This window comes from Micromonospora sp. WMMD964, assembly GCF_029581455.1.
Taxonomy (GTDB): domain Bacteria; phylum Actinomycetota; class Actinomycetes; order Mycobacteriales; family Micromonosporaceae; genus Micromonospora.
The window spans coordinates 3,069,839-3,090,676 of the sequence record NZ_CP120860.1 but is presented as its reverse complement, the minus strand read 5'-3'; the positions used below and the strand labels follow the sequence as shown (position 1 = coordinate 3,090,676).

19 protein-coding genes are annotated in these 20,838 nt (G+C 70.8%); 5 read left to right on the top strand and 14 right to left on the bottom strand.

Features of this window, described 5'->3' with window-relative positions; genetic code table 11:
• The 12 genes from yjfF to O7616_RS14340 form a co-directional block, all read right to left on the bottom strand.
• The gene (gene yjfF / locus O7616_RS14395) at positions 1-990 is read right to left on the bottom strand and encodes a galactofuranose ABC transporter, permease protein YjfF (protein ID WP_145784528.1); all 990 of its coding nucleotides are present in this window, start codon (positions 988-990) and stop codon (positions 1-3) included.
• A complete protein-coding gene (locus O7616_RS14390) occupies positions 987-2,057 on the bottom strand; it encodes an ABC transporter permease (protein WP_282307247.1) in 1,071 nt (356 codons plus the stop codon). Before O7616_RS14390 ends, yjfF begins: the two co-directional genes overlap by 4 nt.
• On the bottom strand, positions 2,054-3,592 hold the full coding sequence (locus tag O7616_RS14385) for a sugar ABC transporter ATP-binding protein (RefSeq protein ID WP_282307246.1): 1,539 nt from the start codon (positions 3,590-3,592) through the stop codon (positions 2,054-2,056). Before O7616_RS14385 ends, O7616_RS14390 begins: the two co-directional genes overlap by 4 nt.
• Positions 3,593-3,765: 173 nt before the next feature.
• On the bottom strand, positions 3,766-4,761 hold the full coding sequence (locus O7616_RS14380; RefSeq protein WP_282307633.1) for an ABC transporter substrate-binding protein: 996 nt from the start codon (positions 4,759-4,761) through the stop codon (positions 3,766-3,768).
• Between the two features lie 138 nt (positions 4,762-4,899).
• Positions 4,900-5,592 carry an L-ribulose-5-phosphate 4-epimerase gene (locus tag O7616_RS14375; protein ID WP_282307245.1) on the bottom strand — a complete coding sequence of 231 codons (693 nt, stop codon included), beginning with the start codon at positions 5,590-5,592 and terminating at the stop codon, positions 4,900-4,902.
• Positions 5,589-7,271, bottom strand: a complete 1,683-nt coding sequence (gene araB, locus O7616_RS14370) for a ribulokinase (protein WP_282261361.1) — start codon at positions 7,269-7,271, stop codon at positions 5,589-5,591. Before araB ends, O7616_RS14375 begins: the two co-directional genes overlap by 4 nt.
• Before the next feature lie 573 nt (positions 7,272-7,844).
• Positions 7,845-8,633, bottom strand: a complete 789-nt coding sequence (locus O7616_RS14365) for an ABC transporter permease (RefSeq protein ID WP_282307244.1) — start codon at positions 8,631-8,633, stop codon at positions 7,845-7,847.
• Entirely contained in the window at positions 8,630-9,607 is a 978-nt protein-coding gene (locus O7616_RS14360; RefSeq protein ID WP_282307243.1) for an ATP-binding cassette domain-containing protein, read from the bottom strand. Before O7616_RS14360 ends, O7616_RS14365 begins: the two co-directional genes overlap by 4 nt.
• Positions 9,608-9,640: 33 nt before the next feature.
• Entirely contained in the window at positions 9,641-10,483 is an 843-nt protein-coding gene (locus tag O7616_RS14355; RefSeq protein ID WP_282307242.1) for a DUF4097 family beta strand repeat-containing protein, read from the bottom strand.
• Positions 10,484-10,557: 74 nt separating this feature from the next.
• Positions 10,558-11,082: a hypothetical protein gene (locus O7616_RS14350; protein ID WP_282261368.1), complete on the bottom strand. Its 525-nt coding sequence runs from the start codon at positions 11,080-11,082 to the stop codon at positions 10,558-10,560.
• Positions 11,083-11,174: 92 nt separating this feature from the next.
• Positions 11,175-12,278 (bottom strand): FUSC family protein, encoded by a 1,104-nt coding sequence (locus O7616_RS14345; protein ID WP_282307632.1) that lies wholly within the window; start codon positions 12,276-12,278, stop codon positions 11,175-11,177.
• A 136-nt stretch (positions 12,279-12,414) separates the two neighbouring features.
• Positions 12,415-13,383, bottom strand: coding sequence for an SDR family NAD(P)-dependent oxidoreductase (locus O7616_RS14340; RefSeq protein ID WP_282307241.1), 969 nt, complete (start codon positions 13,381-13,383; stop codon positions 12,415-12,417).
• A gap of 82 nt (positions 13,384-13,465) precedes the next feature.
• On the opposite strand from O7616_RS14340, the gene O7616_RS14335 reads away from it, so the two are divergent.
• Both O7616_RS14335 and O7616_RS14330 read left to right on the top strand, forming a co-directional pair.
• Positions 13,466-14,428, top strand: a complete 963-nt coding sequence (locus O7616_RS14335; protein WP_282307240.1) for an AraC family transcriptional regulator — start codon at positions 13,466-13,468, stop codon at positions 14,426-14,428.
• A 170-nt stretch (positions 14,429-14,598) separates the two neighbouring features.
• A complete protein-coding gene (locus tag O7616_RS14330) occupies positions 14,599-16,824 on the top strand; it encodes a hypothetical protein (protein ID WP_282307238.1) in 2,226 nt (741 codons plus the stop codon).
• 9 nt (positions 16,825-16,833) lie between these two features.
• Here O7616_RS14330 and O7616_RS14325 read toward each other — a convergent pair whose 3' ends face one another.
• Positions 16,834-17,589, bottom strand: a complete 756-nt coding sequence (locus tag O7616_RS14325) for an SDR family oxidoreductase (RefSeq protein ID WP_282307237.1) — start codon at positions 17,587-17,589, stop codon at positions 16,834-16,836.
• A gap of 62 nt (positions 17,590-17,651) precedes the next feature.
• On the opposite strand from O7616_RS14325, the gene O7616_RS14320 reads away from it, so the two are divergent.
• On the top strand, positions 17,652-18,347 hold the full coding sequence (locus O7616_RS14320; RefSeq protein WP_282307236.1) for a class I SAM-dependent methyltransferase: 696 nt from the start codon (positions 17,652-17,654) through the stop codon (positions 18,345-18,347).
• A 4-nt stretch (positions 18,348-18,351) separates the two neighbouring features.
• Here O7616_RS14320 and O7616_RS14315 read toward each other — a convergent pair whose 3' ends face one another.
• Complete coding sequence (locus tag O7616_RS14315) at positions 18,352-18,882, bottom strand: adenylate kinase (protein ID WP_282261376.1); 531 nt, start codon at positions 18,880-18,882, stop codon at positions 18,352-18,354.
• Positions 18,883-19,037: 155 nt separating this feature from the next.
• On the opposite strand from O7616_RS14315, the gene O7616_RS14310 reads away from it, so the two are divergent.
• Positions 19,038-20,201: an RNA ligase RtcB family protein gene (locus tag O7616_RS14310; RefSeq protein ID WP_282307235.1), complete on the top strand. Its 1,164-nt coding sequence runs from the start codon at positions 19,038-19,040 to the stop codon at positions 20,199-20,201.
• Positions 20,198-20,833: a peptide chain release factor H gene (gene prfH / locus O7616_RS14305; RefSeq protein ID WP_282307234.1), complete on the top strand. Its 636-nt coding sequence runs from the start codon at positions 20,198-20,200 to the stop codon at positions 20,831-20,833. Before O7616_RS14310 ends, prfH begins: the two co-directional genes overlap by 4 nt.
• Positions 20,834-20,838: the final 5 nt, after the last annotated feature.

The window sequence follows — 20,838 nt, the reverse complement described above, 5'->3', positions numbered from 1 at the left end:
TCACTTGTAACGGATGCCGATGAGGCGCTGGAGGAGGATGAACGCGAAGAGCAGGCCGCCGATCACGATCTTGGTCCACCAGGAGTTGAGGCTCCCATCGAAGGTGATGAGGGTTTGGATCACGCCCAGGACGAGCACGCCGAGCACCGTGCCGAAGGCGTAGCCACCGCCTCCGGTGAGCACCGTGCCACCGATGACGACGGCGGCGATGACGTCCAACTCCATGCCCACCGCGATCAGGGGCGCGCCGGAGAGGGTGTAGAAGGACAGCAGGATTCCGCCGATCGCCGAGCACAGGCCACTGATCGTGTAGACGGCGATCCGGGTCCGCCCCACCGGCAGGCCCATCAGCAGGGCCGACTGGGGATTGCCGCCGATGGCGTACACGTTGCGCCCGAGCCGGGTGTAGGCCAGCGTGTACGCGGCGACGGCGACCACGACGAAGGCGATCAGCACACTGATCGACACGAAATTGCCCCGGGGATCGCCGATGCGCTCCTGCGACATCCTGGTCCAGAACCCGTCGGTGATCGGGATGGACGAGTCGGAGATGAACGTGCACATGCCCCGGGCGAAGAACATCCCGGCCAGCGTGACGATGAACGGCTGAATCTCGAAGAAGTGGATGACGCAGCCCATCAGCAGGCCGAGCGTCGGCCCGATGAGCAGGGCGATGACGAGCACCAGCGCTGCGGGCAGACCCTCCTGGAGCAGCCAGGCGGACACCATCGCCGTCATCGCGACGACCGAGCCGACCGACAGGTCGATGCCCCCGGTGAGGATCACGAAGGTCATCCCGATCGCCACGACGAGCAGGAAGCTGTTGTCGATGAAGACGTTGAAGATGACCTGGACGTTCGAGAACGCCGTGTACTGGGACACGCCGATGCCGTACATGACCAGCAGGAGGGCGAGCGTGGCCAGGACCGGTATCTGCCGCCGTGGCAGCCGGAACCGGGTACGCCCAGCGGTGAGCGATCCAGTGGTCATGCCGGCACCTGCTCCTTCGGCTTGTCGGCAACGGTGGTGGGCGGCGGGAGGTCGCGCCGACGGCGGGCGAACTTGGCCCGGAAGGCCGGCGCCTGGATGAGGCAGACGGCGATGACGACGACCGCCTTGAACAGCAGCGACGTCTGCGGCGAGATGTCCATCGCGTACACCGTGGTGGTCAGGGTCTGGATGATCAGCGCGCCGAGGATCGTGCCGCTGAGGAAGAACCGGCCGCCGGCGAGGGACGTGCCGCCGATGACGACCGCGAGGATGGCGTCCAACTCCACCCAGAGACCGACCGCGTTGCCGTCGGCACTGGACACGTTGGCGGTCATCATGAAACCGGCGACCGCGGCGCAGGCGGCGCTGATCACGTACGCGAGGAAGATGACCCGGCCGGAGCGGATGCCGGCGAGTCGACTCGCCTCCGCGTTACCGCCCACCGACTCGACGATCATGCCGAGTGCGGTGCGCCGGGTGAACCCGGCGACGACGAGTGCCGCGGCGAGGGCGATGAAGATGGCCAGTGGCAGGGTCAGCAGGTGGCCCAGCCCGATCGCCCGGAACGGCCCGGAGTTGATGGTGATGATCTGACCCTGGGTGATCAACTGGGCGAGGCCGCGGCCCGCGACCATCAGGATCAGCGTGGCGATGATCGGCTGGATCCCGATCACGGCCACCAGCACCCCGTTCCAGGCACCGAGCACCAGCGAGATCGCCAACGCCAGGGCGAGCGCGGTCAGCACCGCGGTGAGGCTGTTCTGGTCGGGCTGCTTGCTGATGTACATGCAGGCGATCGCGCCGCTGATCGCGCAGAGCGAACCGACCGACAGGTCGATGCCCCCGGTCGAGATGACGAGCGTCATGCCCAGCGCGACGAGGATCAACGGCGCGCTCAGCCGCAGGATGTCGATCGGGGTGCCGTACAGGTGCCCGTCCTTGAGCTCGATGGACAGGAACCCCGGCCGGTAGATCGTGTTGGCGGCGAGCATGACGACCAGCACAGCGGCGGGCCAGAACAGCCGGTGACCGGTCAGCGCCCGGTAGCGGCCCATGGTGGCGCTCATCGGTCTGCCTCCTGGAGGGACCCACTGGCGATGGTCTGCATGATGCGGTCGGCGTCCAGGCTGTCGTCGTTGGCGAACTGCGCGACCATCTGCCGGTCCCGCATGACGGCCACCTTGTGGCTCAGGCGCAGCACCTCCTCCAGCTCGGCGGAGATGAACAGCACCGCCATGCCGCCGTCGGACAACTGGGTCACCAGCCTCTGGATCTCGGTCTTCGCGCCGATGTCGATGCCCCGGGTCGGTTCGTCGAGGATCAACAGTCGTGGCTCGGTGATCAGCCACCGGGCCAGCAGCACCTTCTGCTGGTTGCCGCCGGAGAGGTTGCGTACCGGCATCTCCGGATCCGCGGGCCGGATGCTCAGTGCCTTGACGTACTTGTCGACCAGCTCGTCCTGGCGGCGACGCGGAATCGGACGCAGCCAGCCCCGGGCGGCCTGCATGGCGAGGATCATGTTCTCGCGGACCGACAGGTCGGGGACGATGCCCTCCGCGCGGCGGTTCTCCGAACAGAAGCCGACGCCCTGGCCGATGGCGTGCGCGGGGGTGCGCAGACTGCTCGCCGTGCCGTCGACGGTGACCTGGCCGCCGTCGGTCTTGTCGGCGCCGAACAACAACCGGGCCACCTCGGTACGCCCCGAGCCGAGCAGACCGGCCAGGCCCACCACCTCACCGGCGTGGATGGTGAGGCTGAACGGCTCCACGGCCCCCTTCCGGCCGACGTCGGACACCGCCACCAGGGGGGTGCCCTCCTCCAGGGCGGCCAGGTCCCGCTTGGAGTGCTCCTCGATGCCCTCCAGGACGTCGAGTTCCTTGCCGATCATCTTCTCGACCAGAGCAAGCTGGGGCAGCTCGGCGGTCGGGTACTCGCCGACGAGCCCACCGTTGCGCAGCACCGTGATCCGGTCCGCGATCTCGTAGACCTGGTCGAGGAAGTGGGTCACGAACAGGATCGCGATGCCCTCGTCGCGCAGTTGCCGCATGATGCGGAACAGCTGCGCCACCTCGCCGGCGTCGAGGCTGGACGTCGGCTCGTCCAGGATCAGCACCCGCGCCTTGATGTCGATGGCGCGGGCTATCGCGACCATCTGCTGGATCGCCAGAGAGTACGAGCCCAGCGGCGCGCTGACGTCGAGGTCGAGGTCGAGGCGGGTCAGCAGCGCCCGGGCCTGGCGGCGGACCTCTCCCCAGCGGACGGCGCCGAGGAGCCGGGGCTCCCGGCCGATGAAGATGTTCTCCGCCACCGACAGGTTGGTGCAGAGGTTGACCTCCTGGAAGACCGTGCTCACCCCGGCGGCGGTCGCCTGCATCGGCCCGCTGAAGGACACCTGCTCGTCGGCCAGGCTGATCGTGCCGCCGTCGGTGTCGTACACACCGGTCAGCACCTTGATGAGGGTCGACTTGCCCGCGCCGTTCTCGCCCATCAGGGCGTGCACCTCGCCGGGGAAAAGCCGGAAGTTGACGTCGTGGAGTGCGCGCACCCCGGGGAAGGACTTGCTGATCCCGGTCATCGTCAGGACCGGACGGCTATCCGTCATCCCATCAGACCTCTTCTGGGTCGTCGACACGGAAGGGCCGCTGCGCCCCCGTGCGCCCGCCCGGTCATCCGGGCGGGCGTGGCACGGGGTGGTCGCGGGCCATGCCCGGTCCGTTGCGGGTAGGGGGACGACGCGGCGGGGCCGCCACGCGAGCGCGGCGACCCCGGCGTCGATCAGTACTTACGGTTGGGCAGCGCTTCCTTGGCCTGCTCCTGGGTGAAGGTGGTCTCCTCGGTCTCGATCCGAGGCGGCACCTCCTCGCCGGCGTGCACCTTCTTGGCGAGGTCCATCAGCTGCGGGCCGAGCAGCGGGCTGCACTCCGCGATGAAGTTGAACTTCCCGTCGGCGAGAGCCTGCATGCCGTCCTTGACGGCGTCGACGGTGATGATGGTGATGTCCTTGCCCGGCACCTTGCCGGCCGCGGTGATCGCCTCCAGCGCGCCCAGGCCCATGTCGTCGTTGTGCGCGAACAGCACGTCGATCTTCGGGTTGGCCTTGAGGAACTGCTCCATGACCTGCTTGCCGCCGGCGCGGGTGAAGTCGCCCGTCTGGGACGCGATGACCTTCAGGTTCGGGTTGGCGGCGATCGCCTCGGCGAAGCCCTGCTTGCGGTCGTTGGCCGGTGCCGCACCGGTGGTGCCCTGCAGCTCGACGATGTTCACCGGGCCCGAGGCGGTCTTCTTCTGCTCGACCAGCCACTCACCGGCGAGCCGGCCCTCCTTGACGAAGTCCGAGCCGAGGAAGGTCTTGTAGAGGGTCTTGTCGGCCGAGTCGACCGCGCGGTCGGTCAGGATGACCGGGATGCCGGCGTCCTTGGCCTCCTTGAGCACGGTGTCCCAACCGGACTCCACCACCGGCGAGAAGGCGATCACGTCGACCTTCTGCTGGATGTAGTTGCGGATCGCCTTGATCTGGTTCTCCTGCTTCTGCTGCGCATCGTCGAACTTCAGCTCGATGCCCGCGGCAGCGGCGGCATCCTTGATCGAGGTGGTGTTCGCGGTACGCCACCCGCTCTCCGCACCGACCTGGGAGAAGCCCATCGTGATCTTGCCGTCGTCCGTGGACCCGCCGCCGCCGGTGTCGCTGTTGCCGCAGGCCGCCACGCCGCCGACCAGCAACGCGCTGGCGAGGACCGCGACAGCGCGCCACCGAACGGACTGCGTTCGCATCTTTCCCATCGAATCTCCTTGGCTGGATGTGGTGGGTAACCGCGCCGGCCGCCGAAGAACCCGAAGAGCGGCGTACGCGGGTGGTGCGTGCTGGTGCGTGGTGGTGCAGACCGGCGGGCCCTGATGATCGGGGAAGAGTCAGGAACCCGCCGGTGCGACTGGTTGTTGACCGTAGACGTTCTGGTAGCGGTCGTAGAGGGCGTCGATGTCGGCCTGTGCCATCGGCACCGGCTGACCGAGGGTGTGGGCCAGGTGCGCGGTACGGGCCACGTCCTCGCACATGACCGCCGCCTTGACCGCCGCGCGGGCGTCCCGGCCGATGGTGAACACGCCGTGGTTGCGCATCAGCACCGCGGGCGAGCGGTGCCCGGAGAGCGTGGCCACGATGCCCTTGCCGATGTCGTCGCCACCGATCAGCGCGAACGGGCCGATTGGGATCTCCCCGCCGAACTCGTCGGCCTGCGCGGTGAGGTGACAGGGGATCGACTCCCCGCATGCGGCCCAGGCGGTGGCGTACGAGCTGTGCGTGTGCACCACACCACCCACCTCGGGCATGGCCCGATAGACGTAGGCGTGGGCGGCGGTGTCGCTGGACGGGGCGAAGTCGCCCTCGACGAGGACACCGTCGAGGTCGCACACCACCATCGTGTCCGCGGTGAGGTCGTCGTAGCTCACCCCGCTCGGCTTGATCACCAGCAGGTCCTGGCCGGGCACCCGCGCGGAGACGTTGCCGGACGTCCAGGCGACCAGGTTGTAGCGGGTCAGCTCACCGTGCAGGCGGGCGACCGTCTCCCGCAGCTCACGGATCTGTCGGGTCACCTCGGCGCTCACGCGACCACCTCCAACGCGGTCTCGGGTGTGGTCGCGGCGCTCTCGACAGCCGCGTTGCGGATCGCCCGCAGGCGCATCATGACGTCGTTGCCCCCGCGACCGAAGTGGTCGTGCAGCGCGCGGTACTCGGCGTAGAGGGCGTCGTAGGCGCGGGCCCGCTCGGGGTCCGGGCGGTAGACGGCCTCGTGCACCCGACCCATCGCCTGCGACGCCTCGTGGATCGAGGGGAACTCTCCGGCGGCGACGGCGGCGTGGATCGCCGAGCCCAGGGCCGGACCCTGCGCCGAGGCGATGATGTTCAGCGGTCGCCTCGTCACGTCGGCGTAGATCTGCATCAGCAGTTCGTTGGAGGTGAGCCCACCGGCGATCACCAGGTCGTTCACCGGCACTCCGGCGTCGACGAACGCCTCGATGATCATCCGGGTGCCGTACGCGGTCGACTCCAGCAGCGCCCGGTAGATGTCCTGCGGCCGGGTGGCCAGGGTCATTCCGACGATCACGCCGCTGAGGTCGTGGTTGACCAGCAGGGACCGGTTGCCGTTCCACCAGTCCAGTGCGATCAGGCCGTGCGCCCCGACGGGTTGGCTCGCGGCCAGCTTGGTGAGCTGTTCGTGCGAGTCGATGCCGGCCGGGGCGGCGTGCTTGACGAACCAGCCGAAGATGTCGCCGACACCGCTCTGTCCGGCCTCGTACCCCCACGCGCCGGGGCTGATCCCACCGTCGACCACCCCGCACATGCCGGCCACCTCGGCGACCTCCGCACCGTTGACCACGTGGCAGGTCGAGGTGCCCATGATGGCGACGAGCCGGCCGGGCTCCACCGCCTGCGCGGACGCCGCGGTGACGTGCGCGTCGACGTTGCCGACGGCCACCGCGATCCCCTCCGGCAGACCGGTCCACGCGGCGGCCTGGGCGGTGAGCGAGCCGGCTCGGGCCCCGAGGGGCAGCAGCGGACCGTCCAGCTTGGCCACGAAGTCGCCGAAGTCGGGGTTGAGCGCGGTCAGGAAGCTCTCGGACGGGTAGTGGCCGTCCTGCAGGATGCCCTTGTACCCGGCCGTGCAGACATTGCGGGTCTCGGCACCGCAGAGCTGCCAGACGATCCAGTCGGCCGCCTCGATGAAGCGCTCGGCCCGGTGGTAGACCTCCGGGTCCTCCTCCAGGATCTGCAGACCCTTGGCGTACTGCCACTCGGCGGAGATCTTGCCGCCGTACCGGCCGATCCACGGCTCGGCCCGCTCGTGGGCCAGCGCGTTGATCCGGTCGGCGTGCGGCTGCGCGGCGTGGTGTTTCCACAGCTTCACCCAGGCGTGCGGTCGGTCACGCAGCTCGGGCGTCTCGCACAGCGGGGTGCCGTCGGCGAGCGTCGGTAGCACCGTGCAGGCGGTGAAGTCGATGCCGATGCCGACGACCGCGGCCGGATCCACCCCGGCCGCGGACAACGCCGCCGGGACGGCGTATCGCAGCACGTCGCGGTAGTTCTCCGGGTTCTGCAGGGCCCAGTCCGGGGGTAGTTGTCGACCTCCCGGAAGCGCCGTGCTGATAACTCCGTCGCCGTACTCGTGCACCGCGGTCCCCAACTCGGCACCATCACCGACACGGACCACCAGAGCTCGCCCGGACAGGGTGCCGTAGTCGACACCGACGACGTAGCGGTCGCCTGCTCCGTCCACACGGTTCATGTTCACCTCCACCGTTAACGGGGATAGTGTTAACGCTCACATCAACCCTCGTCAAGACATCCCCCCGCAACAGCTGCGTAACGGAACAGCGAAGCCCGGTTGACTCGGGCGCGTCGATAACGGACCGGTGCAAAACGTGCAAATGTGATGTCGACCCAGCGCACTCGGGCCTCGCACGGGGTGCCGCACGGATCGGGCGGGGAGCAGAGGCGCCTCGGCAGGCCGGTCGACAGGCACAACGCATCGGACGCCGTGAGTCGATCATCCGACGGCAACCGCGTTGCCCTCGATCATGATGTCAGCGATAACATCATCGACACACCTCGCTGTGACGGTCGAACGCGCGGAAGGGCCGCCGCCCGCCGCGACTGCTCATAGGTGAGCACTCCGGCCGACCTCGCGGGCCGACGCGTCGGCCGTGTTATCGATAACATTCGACGTTTGGACACGGCCGCACACGGATCGCCCCGGGGCCGAGGCGGGCACCGCGGCGCACGCGAAACCGGCGGCCCGGCCCGGTGGGCCGAACCGCCGGCTGCCGGCGCGGTGGCGGAACGTGGAGCGTCGGTCGGATCAGGCGGCCCGGTTGCGGTTGTAGAGGGTCTTCGCCCACAGGAAGCACACCACCGTGATGACGGCACACCACACCACCGCGATGATCCCGTCGGCACCGATCCCGGTGCCGAGGAGCAGGCCGCGCAGGGTCTCCATGACCGGGGTGAAGGGCTGGTAGTCGGCGAACCACCGGACCACCGTGGGCATGGAGTCGGTCGGGACGAAACCGCTGCCCAGGAAGGGCAGGAGGATCAGCGGCATCGGCAGGTTGCTGGCCGTCTCGACGCTGTCGCTGACCAGGCCGAGGGCGACCGACAGCCAGGTGAGCGCAAGGGTGACCATGGCGAGGACACCGACGGCGGCCAGCCACTCGACCGGGTTGGCGGTGGGGCGGAACCCGACGAGCAGCGCCACCCCGGTGACCGCCGCGAGGCTGAGCAGGTTCTGCACGAGACTGCCCAGGACGTGACCGGTGAGGACCGACGGCCGGAAGATCGCCATCGTGCGGAACCGGGCGATGATGCCCTCGGTCATGTCCATGGCGACCGAGATCGCCGTGCCCTGCGCCGCGCTGACGACGGTGATGAGCAGGATGCCCGGGGTGACGTAGTTCGCGTAGTCGGAGCGACCACCGGACGGGCCGAGCCCGGCGCCGAGCGTGCCACCGAAGACGTAGACGAAGAGCAGCAGGATGATGACCGGAATGCCCATGAGCAGGAAGGTCATCGACGGGTAGCGCCGCATGTGCAGCAGGTTGCGCCGCAGCATGGTGTTCGAGTCACGGACGGCGAGGGAGAGGGTGCTCATCGCGCGGAGGCCCTTTCGGTGTCGGGTCGGCCGACGCGGGTGTCGGGCTGACCGGTGAGGGTGAGGAAGACGTCGTCGAGGTCGGGGGTGTGCACGGAGAGCCCGGCCACCGTGATCGAGGCGCGGTCGAGCTGGTCGAGCAGGGAGCGCAGCGCCCCGACTCCCCCGTCGCTCGGCACCTGGAGGGTGAGCGCGCTGTCGTCCCGGCCGGCTGTCGACAGCACACGGGCCGCCGAGTCGAGCCCCTCCTGGTCGGCGAACTGCAGCACCACGTGGCCGCCCGGGATGAGCCGCTTGAGTTCGCGCGGCGTGCCCTCGGCGATCAGCCGACCGTGGTCGAGGAACGCCACGCGGTCGGCGAGCTGGTCGGCCTCCTCCAGGTACTGGGTGGTGAGCATGATGGTGACGCCCTCGGCGACGAGGTTGCGGATGATCTCCCACATCGCCCGCCGGCTGCGCGGGTCGAGGCCGGTGGTCGGCTCGTCGAGGAAGATGACGCGGGGGTCACCGACCAGGGTCATGGCGAGGTCCAGCCGTCGGCGCATACCGCCGGAGTACGTCGACACCGGCTTGCCCGCCGCGCCGGCCAGGTCGAACTGGTCGAGCAGCTCGTCGGTCCGTCGCCGGCCCGCCGCCCGGTCCAGGTGGCACAGGTCGGCCATCAGGTTCAGGTTCTCCCGGCCGGTGAGCAGGTTGTCGACGGCGGAGAACTGACCGGTGACACCGATCAGCGCGCGTACCGCGTCGGGTTCCCGGTTCAGGTCGTGGCCGAAGACGCGGGCCTGCCCGCCGTCGGCGCCGACCAGGGTGGAGAGGATCTGCACGGTGGTGGTCTTGCCGGCGCCGTTGGGGCCGAGCAGTGCGAAGATGGTGCCCTCGGTGATCATCAGATCGATGCCGTCCAGCACGACCTTGTCGCCGTAGGACTTCCGCAGGTCGGTGGCGACGATAGCGGGCTTCGTGGAACTGGTCATGGTCTCCTCTTTCGCGGTCGGTGTGCTGGCCGGTCAGGCGCGGCGGACGGTGATGTCGCCGTACGCGGTGTTGGCCCGCACCTCGACCGTCTCGTCGGTCTGCGCCGGACCGTCGGTGCTCTCCAGGGCGTTGTGCACGCGACCGTGCTTGGAGCTGACGTCGAGCCAGGCGGCGGTCCCGCGACGGATGCCGACCTCGATGGCCCCGTACGAGGTGGTCAGGTCGATCGACCCGCGGACCGCCTCGCCGAGCCGGAGGTTGCCGTAGGCGGTGCGTGCCGTCACCGAGGCCGTGGTCGCGTCGAGGGTGATGTCGCCGTACGCGGTGTTGATCCGGACGTCGCCGCCACTGCGGCCGATCCAGCAGTCGCCGGAGGAGTTCTTGATCTCGACGGGTCCGTCGACCGCGCCGAGGCGCACCTTGCCGGACGACGCCTTCACCCGGGCGGAGCCGGCGACCCGCTCCACGGCGACCTCGCCGTGGCTGCTGTCGATGTCCAGCGGCCCGGTCCCGTCGAGCCGGATCCCGCTGCCGGTCTTGATGCGGCACTCGCCCAGTCGACCCTCGCCGCGGAACGCCGCCCACGACGACTCGGCGTGCACCCGCGACCCGGTCGGTAGCTCGATCAGGACGTCGACCGACGGGCCGGACCCGAAGCCGTACCGACGCCACGTCTTCGGCACCCTGATCAGCAGTTTTCCGGCTTCGTACTGGACGGTGGCCTGTTCGGCGGTGCTCACGTCGGCCTTGCTCGACGGGTCCCGGGGCCGCACCGTCACCACCGTGTCGGTGCGGTCGGTAGCGCTGATCCAGACGTCCCCGACGGGGAGTTCGATCTGGACGGAGATGGGCTCTGGCGTCTCGAAAACAGGCATGGTGGTCTCCCGGAAGGTGGTCGGTGACTGTCGCCGCTGGTCGTCGGCGCGGAGGAGGAAGGGGTACGGAGGGGTCAGCGCGCCCAGCCGGTGAAGTGCTGACCGGAGCGCGGTTCCGGCCGGCGGGGTGGCCGACGTTCGGTGTCGCCCGCCCCGACGGCACCGGCGACGGCGCGCACCAGCCAGGCGTTGACCGAGAGCCCGGCGCGCCCGGCGGCCTCCTCGACGCTGGCCTTGAGGTGGTCGGGAAGCCGGAGGTTGATCCGCGAGGTGCCACCGTCCTCGCCCTCGGGCGCCGGCGGCGGTGCCGGCAGCGTCGGCGGGGCGTTGACCTCGCGCACCTCGTCGACCGGCGGGCTGGCCGGCGTCACCACGAAGTCGGGCTCGCGCCCGCGGAGGCGAACGTGCACCGAGCCCGGCGCGAGGTCACGGGTGATCTCGTCGGCCGCGTCGGACAGCGCCTCCAGCAGGGTGAGGCGGGTGGCCGCCTCCAGTTGGGTGAAGAGCCGCTCGGCCAGCGCGCGGCCGTCGGCGTCGACGCCCTCCGCGGCCACGGCGAACTCGTTACGAAGGTTCTCGACGTATGACCTCAGCTCCATGGCACCATCATGGCACCACTTTGGCTCAGCATGCAACCCGTTGTGGCTCACAGCGGTGCCAAACCGCGCGGCGATTGGTCGCAGACAGCCCCTCAGAGATCACCGAAGGTGCGTCTGACCAGGCGGTTCGCCTCCTCCTGGGTCAGACCGGTGGCCACCAGAAGGTCGCTGACCGTGGTACGGATCTGCGCCACCACGACCGCGCCGGAGAAGCCGACACCCTCCCGGTAGGCCCGGCCGGCCATCTGCACGGCTCGCAGCGACTGCTCCCGCGCCCGGTCCGGCTCGGCACCGGCGGCGAACTGCCGCTTCAGCACCCGGACGGCATCGGCGAGGTCGGCCACCGCCCTGGGCAGCGGCTCCGGAACCGGTTCGCCGTCCTCGATGAGCGTCACCGCTCGACGGATCAACGTCCCGCTGTTGCGCATGGCTCGGTCGATCGGCTCCGCCGCCTGCGCGTAGCGCCCCACCGGCCCGCGCCGCTGGTGCCGATACACCGGCGAGAGGGTGCTGGCCTCCCGGGCGCCCTGCGTCGCCTCGACGAACGCCTTCAGCGGGCCCTTGTTCCGCCGCAGCTCACCCCGGGCGGTGCGAGCCCGAGCGGCGTCGCGCTCGGTCAACGCGTCGGCGGTGGCGTCGAGCTGGGTGACCAGGAGGTCCAGCGCCGGCCGGGCGGCCCGGTTGAGCACCCGCAGCGGGTTCAACGGCAGCAGCACGGCGGTGACCAGCAGGGCCACCCCGCCGCCGACGAGCGCGTCCACGAACCGGGGGATCTCCAGGTCACGGATCGACGGACTGAGCGTGGAGATGAGCACCGCCGTCGCCCCGGCCTGGATCACCACCGCGGCACTGCCGGCGAGGAACAGCGCGACCACGATCGCCAGCACGACGATCAGGGAGAGTTGCCACCAGCCGGTGCCGATCACCAGGAGGAGCAGATCGCCGATCAGCACCCCGACGGTCACCCCGACGATCAGCTCGACGGTCCGACGCAGCCGTTGACCCACGGACGCGGCGAGGGTCGAGACCGCGGAGATCGGCGCGAACACCGGCTGCGAGATGTGCAGCAACTCGTGCGCCACGAACCAGGACAGCGCCGCCGCGAGCCCCGCCTGCACCGCCAGGCCGCCCACGGCCCGTACCCGACGGGCCCGGTCGCGCACCGTGTCCATCGCACGGCTTCGCATGCGGGCCATCGCGCCCGCCGGACCACCGTGGGCGGCGTCGCCACCACGGGCCGGAGCGCCCTCGCCCGCTCCGCGCCGACCGGCAGCGACCATGGCGGCACCTACCCCGCCGCGGTCGGATCAATCCTCCCCTCGCCGGCCGGGCTCAGCGCGAGGGGAGCGTCGTCTCGGCGTAGGCCCAGAGCCGGTCGGCGGCGGCCGGGTCCACGGCGTGGGCGGCCACTCCGCCGGTGGCGTCGGGTCCGCCGGGCACGACCTCCGCCTCCTGGTTGTCCGCGAAGTACCGACCGGCGACGCCGTCGAGCAGGGGCGAGCCGGCGAGCAGCACCGTGGTCCCCGCGCCCTGGTCCGGCTTCTTGTAGTAGTCCGCCTCGATGAGGTTCCCCGCCTCGTCCATCGCACCCATCGCGCGCATCGTGTCGTCGTCGATGTGGCGCTGGAGGTTGGTGAAGATGTACCCGGGGTTGAGGGCGTTAGCGGTGATCCCGTCCTTCGCCCACCGGCGGCTGATGCCGACCGCGAGCAGGACCTCGGCGGTCTTCGACTGGCCGTACGCCGACCACGGGTCGTACGGACGCCGCTCGAACTGCGGGTCGTCGAAGTCGAACGGTGCGGCCAGGTGTGCCCCGGAGCTGACCACGACGACCCGGGCCGCCTCGGCGGCGCGCAGGTCGTCGTACAGCCCTCGGGCGAGCGCGAAGTGGCCGAGGTAGTTGGTCGCGAGCTGAAGCTCCCAACCCTGGGCGGTGAGCTGACGGGTCGGGATCGCCATGATCCCCGCGTTGGCGACCAGCACGTCGAGCGGGCCCTGCCAGCCCGCGACGAAGGCGTCGACCGACGTCAGGTCGGCGAGGTCGAGAGCGGACACGCTGACCGCGCCCCGGGTGGCACCGGTGGCGAACTCCTGGACGAGCGCGTCGGCGCGGCGCGGATCACGGGTCGCGATGGTGACCTCGGCGCCGGCCCCGGCCAGCGCCCGCACGGTCTCGACACCGATGCCGGAGGCACCTCCGGTGACGATCATCCGACGCCCCGTCAGGTCGACACCGTCGAGAATCTCGGCGGCGGTGCTGCGGGCGGTGAACGGGGTGGTGAGGCGTGGGTTCGCTGTCATGAAACCCAGGCTAGGAACATCGGACTCGGACTGCCTATAGCCTAGGATCCTTCATACTTTAGTGAGCGTCCAGGAGGCTGGGATGGATCCCCTCGAAGACGTCCTGGCGTTGCTGGGCGCGACGAGCCATCTCTCCGCCGGTCTGGTCGCGGGCGGGCGCTGGGCCGTCGCCTTCGACGCACCGGCCGGAGCCAAGTTCAACGCCGTCCGGCGCGGCCGGTGCTCCCTGCGGGTCGACGGTGCCGCCGAATCGATCGGCCTCGGCGAGGGGGACTGTTTCCTGCTGACCCGGCCGGTGGCCTACACGCTCTTCAGCGATCCCGACGTGCCCGTCGAGCCCGCGTACCCGTACTTCGCCGCCGCCGACGGCGGTGTGGCGCACGTCGGTGACGGCGACGACGTCTTCCTCATCGGCGGCGCGTTTTCCCTGGGCGAGCGGGCGCGCAGCCTCCTGCTCGACAGCCTCCCGCCGGTCATCCACGTGCCCGCCGACACCCCGGAGGCCACCACCGTCCAGTGGGCGCTCAGCGAGATCGACGCCGAACTGCGGCAGACACGACTCGGGTCCACGCTCGTCGCCGAGCACCTGGCGCTCGTCCTGCTGATCCGGGTCCTGCGGTTGCACCTGGCCCGCGACCCCGAACGCACCTCCGGCTGGTTGGCCGGCCTCGCCGACCCGGTGATCGCCCCCGCGCTGCGGGCGTTGCACGCGCGGCCCGCGCAGCCGTGGACGGTGGACGCCATCGCCCGGACCGCCGCCGTTTCCCGGTCGACACTGGCCGCGCGCTTCAAGAGGGTCGTCGGCGTGGGACCGCTGGAATACCTGACCGGCTGGCGGATCGAACTGGCGGCAGACCGTATCCGACGCGGCTCCGACACCGTCGCCGGCATCGCCCAGGCTGTCGGCTACGGCTCCGAGAGTGCCCTCAGCGTGGCATTCAAGCGCGCTACCGGTCTCTCGCCACGCGCCTACCGCACCGAGGTGGCGAGGGCGGCCCAGACCGGCGGACGCGAACCGGCGGCGACCGGCGGGGGTGTCGAGTGAGCGGTGGCTCCTCTTCGCCCGCTGCGGTTGATTCCGTCCGGATCGGGTAGACCGATCCGCCGTCGTCGGGGCGGCGACCTGGGCACCTGACCGCGAGGCTCGCTCCGGTCGGGTGGTGGGACAGGGAGCGGCCGAGCGCCTCCGGGGGGACCTCGCATGGATCAGCACGGTTGAGCGGGCCGGACGGTCCCCGCGACGTCGTGGAGCTGCGGGTGCACGGAGTCTCCGGCGCGAGCGCCGCACAGGTGCTGGACCTCCAGCAGACCACGCAGGTGGCGGGTGACCAGAGCGGTGGCTTCCACCGGCCGCGACCACAGGACCCGGACAGCACCGCCCCGCGCGGCGTGACCCTGGAGGCGTACCGCTGGGGTGATCTGCCCTCCGGGACGGTCGCCCGTACCCTCGCCGTGGTCTTCCTGCTGCCGTTCATGCTGGTCAACGTCGCGACCTGGATGCGCCCGGCGGGCCCCGGTTCCGAGGCCGTGGTCAAGTCCCTGTGCCGACTGCTGGCGCTCACCCTCACCGTGCTGTACGTGCTCGCCGTCGCCGGCGTGGCCCTGGATCTGGTGGGCTGGAAGTGCCTGCCCTCGACGCGCTGCCTCGCGGGGCGCAGCTGGTTGTCCTGGTTGGGAGGACGGCAGGTCGGGGTGCAGCTGGCGTTGCTCGCGGTGGTACCGGTCGCCGCGATCGGCCTGATCTGGCGGATCAGCAACCGCCCAGGGCGGACGTTCGAGGCGTTTCGCGCACCCGATCAGGGGATCGGCGGGTCACGGCTCGGCACGGTCGGCCAGTGGGACGCCGAGCCGCTGGTGGGCCGGTTGCGCGCCATCCACGTCGCTGCCGCGTTCGCGACACTGGACCTCACAGTGTTGCTGGCACGGGGCGCGGGCGGCGCCACCGGGGTCACAGTCGCGTTGACGGTGGCGACCGCCGTGATCCTGGCGGGCTGCGCGGGCCTGCTGTGCACGCCCCCGCTGATCGACCGGGCCGCCGACGATCACCGACTCGACCGGGTAACCCGTACGCTCCGGACCGTCGCCGTCGTCGTGACCGTCGTCGTCCTGGCTCACCTGCTGACCGGGCCACGCCGGTGGGACGACGGACACGGGCTTCCTGGGTACGAGACGACCCTGGCCGCTCTGTTCGCCGTACAGACGGCGTTGTTGGTCGTGCTGGGCGTGGTCCTGCTCTGCCACCGGCAACGCGGTGGCACCCCGCTGTTCGGGCTGGGCGCCCTCGTCATCGCGGCAACCGGGATCAGCCTGGCCGTGGCGTACTCCGCCGAGCTGGTCTACCGGGTGGCGGACTTCCTCGACCGCGACGTGCCGACCGGGGAGGGCATCGCCACCGGCCCGCCCCGGGCGTACACGTGGGCGATCTACGGCTTCCTCCGTGCGCTGCTGGCCACCCTCGTGGTCGCCGGCCTCGTCGTCCTGATCACCCGTCGCGGTCGGCGACGCGTCGCGGCGGCGATCGTGGCACACGACTACCCGCAGGCCCCCGCGGAGGCCGGACCCCGACTGCGGCAGGTCCGGGACGCGATAGCCCGGGCCCGCTTCACCGAGAAGCTGGTGCCGCTGGCCGTGTTCTACGGTTGCCTCGCCGGGCTCACCACGGCCACCACCACCGTCGGCCTGCTGGGGGAGTTTCCCAGTGACGTCCTCGAACGGAACCTCGGGCTGCCGGCGGACGCGATCACCTTCGGTATCGCGTTCGGGAGCTGGGTGATCGCGGCGGTCATCCTCGGTCTGATCATCGGGGGGATCTTCGCCTACCGGACCGTCCCGTTCCGCCGGCACATCGGCGTCCTCTGGGACCTGGGAACCTTCTGGCCTCGGGCCGCCCACCCGTTCGCTCCCCCCTGCTACTCCGAGCGGGCCGTGCCGGAGTTGGCCCGTCGCATCACGTACCTCGTCGAGCGCGGGGACGCGGTGCTGCTCACCGGGCACAGCCACGGTTCGGTCCTGCTCGCCGCGACGGTGCTCCAGTTGCCGCCGCACGTCGGCGACCGAATCGCCCTGCTCACCCACGGATCGCCGCTGCACCGCCTCTACGCGCGACTCTTCCCCGCGTACGTCGACGACGTGGCACTGCACGAGATCGGCCGCCGGGTCGGTTGGCGGTGGGTGAACCTGTGGACCGACACCGACCCCATCGGCGGCTGGATCTTCTCGGCGGACCGAACACCGGTGCCGGGCGACGTCGGCGGCCCGGCCGCTCAGGTGGATCGCCGGTACCGTGATCCCCGCGACGTGGTGACGCCGCCCAGTGACAGCGTCCCCCCACCCATCCGTGGGCACTGGCTGGGCGAATCCGAAGAGCCTTTCACCGCGGCGGCCCGGGAGTTGGTGCGGCGCCTCGGTGAGCGTGTCGACCCGCCCGGCACGACGACGTAGCGGGCCGCGTCACCGTCCGCTGTTCGCCCGCGCCCGCCAGTCGTCCAGTCGCGTACCGGCGAGGCGGCCGCCGTCGGCGGGAACGAGGGAGCGTTCGCCCAGCTTGGCGCCGAAGTAGCGGGCGTCCGGGTCGGCCACCACCGACCGAGGGTCCTGCCGGACGGCGAGGAGGTCTCGGCCCAGCTCGTCGAGTCGGAACTGCTCCGGTCCGGCGACCTCGACCACGGCGTTCGTCGGCGCGCCGACCACCACCTCGGCCACTGCGGCCGCGACGTCGTCGGCGGCCATCGGCTGGATGAGCACCGGGGCGAGGTGCACGGTGTCGCCGTCCGTGCCGGCGTCGACGATCCCCTGGAGGAACTCGAAGAACTGGGTGGCGTGCACGATCGAGTACCGGATCCCGGACGCGACGACGAGCTTCTCCTGGGCGACCTTCGCCCTCATGTAGCCGCTGTCCGGGATCCGGTCGCAACCCACGATGGAGAGCACCACGTAGTGGCCCACCCCGGCGTCCGACGCGGCGGCGAGGAGCGTCCGGGTGGACGTCTCGAAGAACTCCAGTACGGCCTCGTCCTCGAACGACGGCGAGTTCGACACGTCGACGACGGCGTCGGCACCGGTGAGCGCATCGGCCACCCCCTCACCGGTCAGGGTGTTCACGCCGGTCTTCGGTGAGGCCGGCACCGCCTCGTGGCCCTGAGCACCGAGGTCGGCCACGAGCTTGGAACCGATGAGGCCGCTGCCCCCGATGACGACGATCTTCATGCTCGCATCACGTCCTGTCTGAGCTGGGTCGGGTCGTGCTGTCACCCAGTAAGACGGAAAGCGTGCGCCGGTGCAGGACAATCGCCGGAGAACAGTTCGACGGAGACCTGGAGGTGGCCGTGGCCGAGGTGTCGCACCCGGTGTTCGCCCGGGTCTACGAACGGCTCAGCGTCGCCATGGACCGGGCGGGCACGGCGGCCTACCGGCGGGATCTGGTCGCGGGCCTGTCCGGTCGGGTGATCGAGATCGGTGCGGGCAACGGGCTGATGTTCCCCCACTATCCGCCTGCGGTGACCGAGGTCGTCGCCGTCGAACCGGAACGGCGTCTGCGGGCCGCCGCCGAACGCGCGGCGTCGACCGCACCGGTCCCGGTCAGGGTCGTGAACGGTCTGGCCGACCGGTTGCCGGGCGGGGACGGCGAGTTCGACGCCGCGGTGGTCGCCCTGGTGCTGTGCACCGTGCCCGACCAGGCGACCGCGCTGGCCGAGGTCCGCCGGGTGCTGCGCCCCGGCGGCGAGCTGCGGTTCTTCGAACACGTCGCAGCCGAGAAACCGAGCGGACTGCAACGGACCCAGCGCCTGCTCGACGCGACGGTGTGGCCGAGGTTGTTCGCCGGCTGCCACACCAGCCGGGACACCCTCGCCGCCATCACGACAGCGGGTTTCGTGGTCGAGGAGGTGCGCCGGTTCCGTTTCCCGGCCACCAGCAACGGCCCGTCCTCGCCCTGCGTCCACGGGCGCGCGACCGCACCCGCCTGATCCGTCAGCGGCCGGGCAGGGTGGCCAGCCAGTCGTCCAGCTCCGCCGGGGAGCGCAGCAACACCACGGGCGGCGCGGACGGGTCGGTCTGCCAGGCGCGCATCCGCCGTCGCGCCCGGCCGAACGCGGTGACGTGCCACAGCAGGATCGAGTCCGGGGACAGCACGCTGCCCAGCGTCTCCCGGTTGCCGTTACAGATCACCTCGCCCGTCCGGACGCGGCGGACGGTGCGCCGCACCAACCGCCGGAAGGAGCACCACCGGCTGTAGTCCAGGCCGACGACCAGGTCGGCGCGGGCCAGCGGCACGTCCCGCCACCCGTGGTACGCCCCGTCGATGATCCACCGGTCCCGTCGGCAGATCTCCTGGATCCGGCTGCGTTGCAGCGCCACGGGCACCTCGACCCAGCCCGGCTGCCAGAGCAGGTCGTCCACCGGGTACCAGGGCAGGCCGAGGTGTTCGGCCATCCGCGCGGCGAGGGTGGACTTGCCGGAGCCGTACACCCCGTAGATCAGGATGCGACGCGGTGCGCTCATCGCGGCAGCGTAAATCAGTTGTCGTACGCGGTGCGCTTCGCCAGAGTGACGTCCATGACGTACTGACGGACCCACTTCCCCTCCGCCCCCGGTGACACCTTCCCGGGCGGCGTGACTCGTCCGTTGCCACGTTCTCAGTCAGAAGTGAGCTCTCCTTGATCCAGCACCAGTCTCTGCCCTCCGCAAACCCCGCCACCGTCACGGTGTTCGCCTCCCCCACGAGCTGGATCGAATCCGACGCGCTCGCCCAGTGCCAGCAGGTGGCCGCCCTCGACGGCATGATCCACGTCGCCGGGATGCCGGACCTGCACCCGGGCAAGGGCGCTCCCATCGGTGCGGCCATGGCGTCGACGGTGCTGTACCCGTTCCTGGTGGGGTCCGACATCGGCTGCGGCATCGCCGTGTTCCCCATCAAGCTCAAGCGGGCCGTACCGGAGCGGCTGGCCGCACGGTTCCCCGACCTCGATCGGACCCTCGACGCCGACGACCCCGCCTGGGCGGTCGTCGAGGGCCACGTCCCGGCCGGTCACCTCGACGGTCTCGGGACGGTCGGCCGTGGCAACCACTTCGTCGAGCTGGCCCGGGTCGGGCCCGTCCTCGACCCGGGCCACGCTGCTCGTCTCGGGGTCGACGCGGACGACCTGGTGCTCGTCGTCCACAGCGGCTCCCGTGGTCTGGGCGAACGGATCCTGCGGACGCACACCGAGGCCCACGGCGCCGGTGCCGCTCCCGATCCCGCCGCCTACCTGGCGATGCACGACGACGCCGTGCGCTGGGGTTCGCTCAACCGCCGGGTCCTCGCCGCCCGGGTCGCGTACGCGCTGGGGGCCGAACCCTCCGATCCGATCGTCGACCAGTGCCACAACCTGGTCGAGATCCGCGACGGGGTCTACCTGCACCGCAAGGGCGCGGCGCCGGGTGACGGCCGCGACGTCCTGGTCGCCGGCACCCGGGGAACACCGTCCTACCTGGTGGCCGCCCACGCCGGACCGGCCGCCAACCACTCCGTCGCGCATGGCGCCGGCCGCAAGATGTCGCGCTCCGACGCGCTGCGGCGGGGTCGGGCCAAGCACACGGTCGAGGAGCTACGCCGCACGCCGCTGGGTTCACTTGTGGTGTGTGGTGACCGTCAACTCCTCTTCGAGGAGGCGCCCACCGCGTACAAGCGCATCGAGCAGGTGATCGCCGACCTCGTCGAGCACCACCTGGCCACGCCGGTCGCCAGCACGATTCCGCTGGTCACCTACAAGACGGCCGACCTCGGGCCCGCGCCCCGGACCGACCGGCGGGGCCACCGTGGTGGGCGGGGGCGGTCGTGAGCGTGCTCCTGCTGCTGTCCGCCGGGCGTGGCCCACGGGAATGCGCCTGGGCGCTGACCCAGCTCCTGCACCGCCTGACTGCGGAGGGCAGCCGTCGAGGAGTGACGATCGAGCAGGTGCAGGCGGTGCCCGGCGACCGGCCCGGCAGCCATCGGTCGGTGCTCATCCAGATCTCGGGTGTCGACGCGGAGGCGTTCGCCGCCTCGTGGACCGGCACGCTGTGCTGGCAGGCCCCCAGCCCCTACCGGACGAGCACCGGCCGGAAGAACTGGTACGTCACCGCCCAGCGACCCCGCCTCGACGCGGTGCCGACGACGTTCTCGGAGGCGGAGGTCGACATCGTCGGCTGCCGCACCGGAGGGCCCGGCGGTCAGCATCGGAACAAGGCCAGCACTGCAGTACGGGCGACGCACCGCCCCTCGGGCATCGTCGTGGTCGTGGACGAGGAGCGGCAGTTCAGCCTCAATCGGCGGATCGCCCTGAACCTGCTGCGGCAACGCGTCGAGCACGGCGACGAGGTGGCGCGACGTGCCGTCACCACCGCCCGCTGGCGCATCCACGACGACCTCGTCCGCGGCGATCCCGTCCGCGTGGAGCGTCCGGACCCGCAGCGGCCGGGCCGCCCAGGTTGACGGGC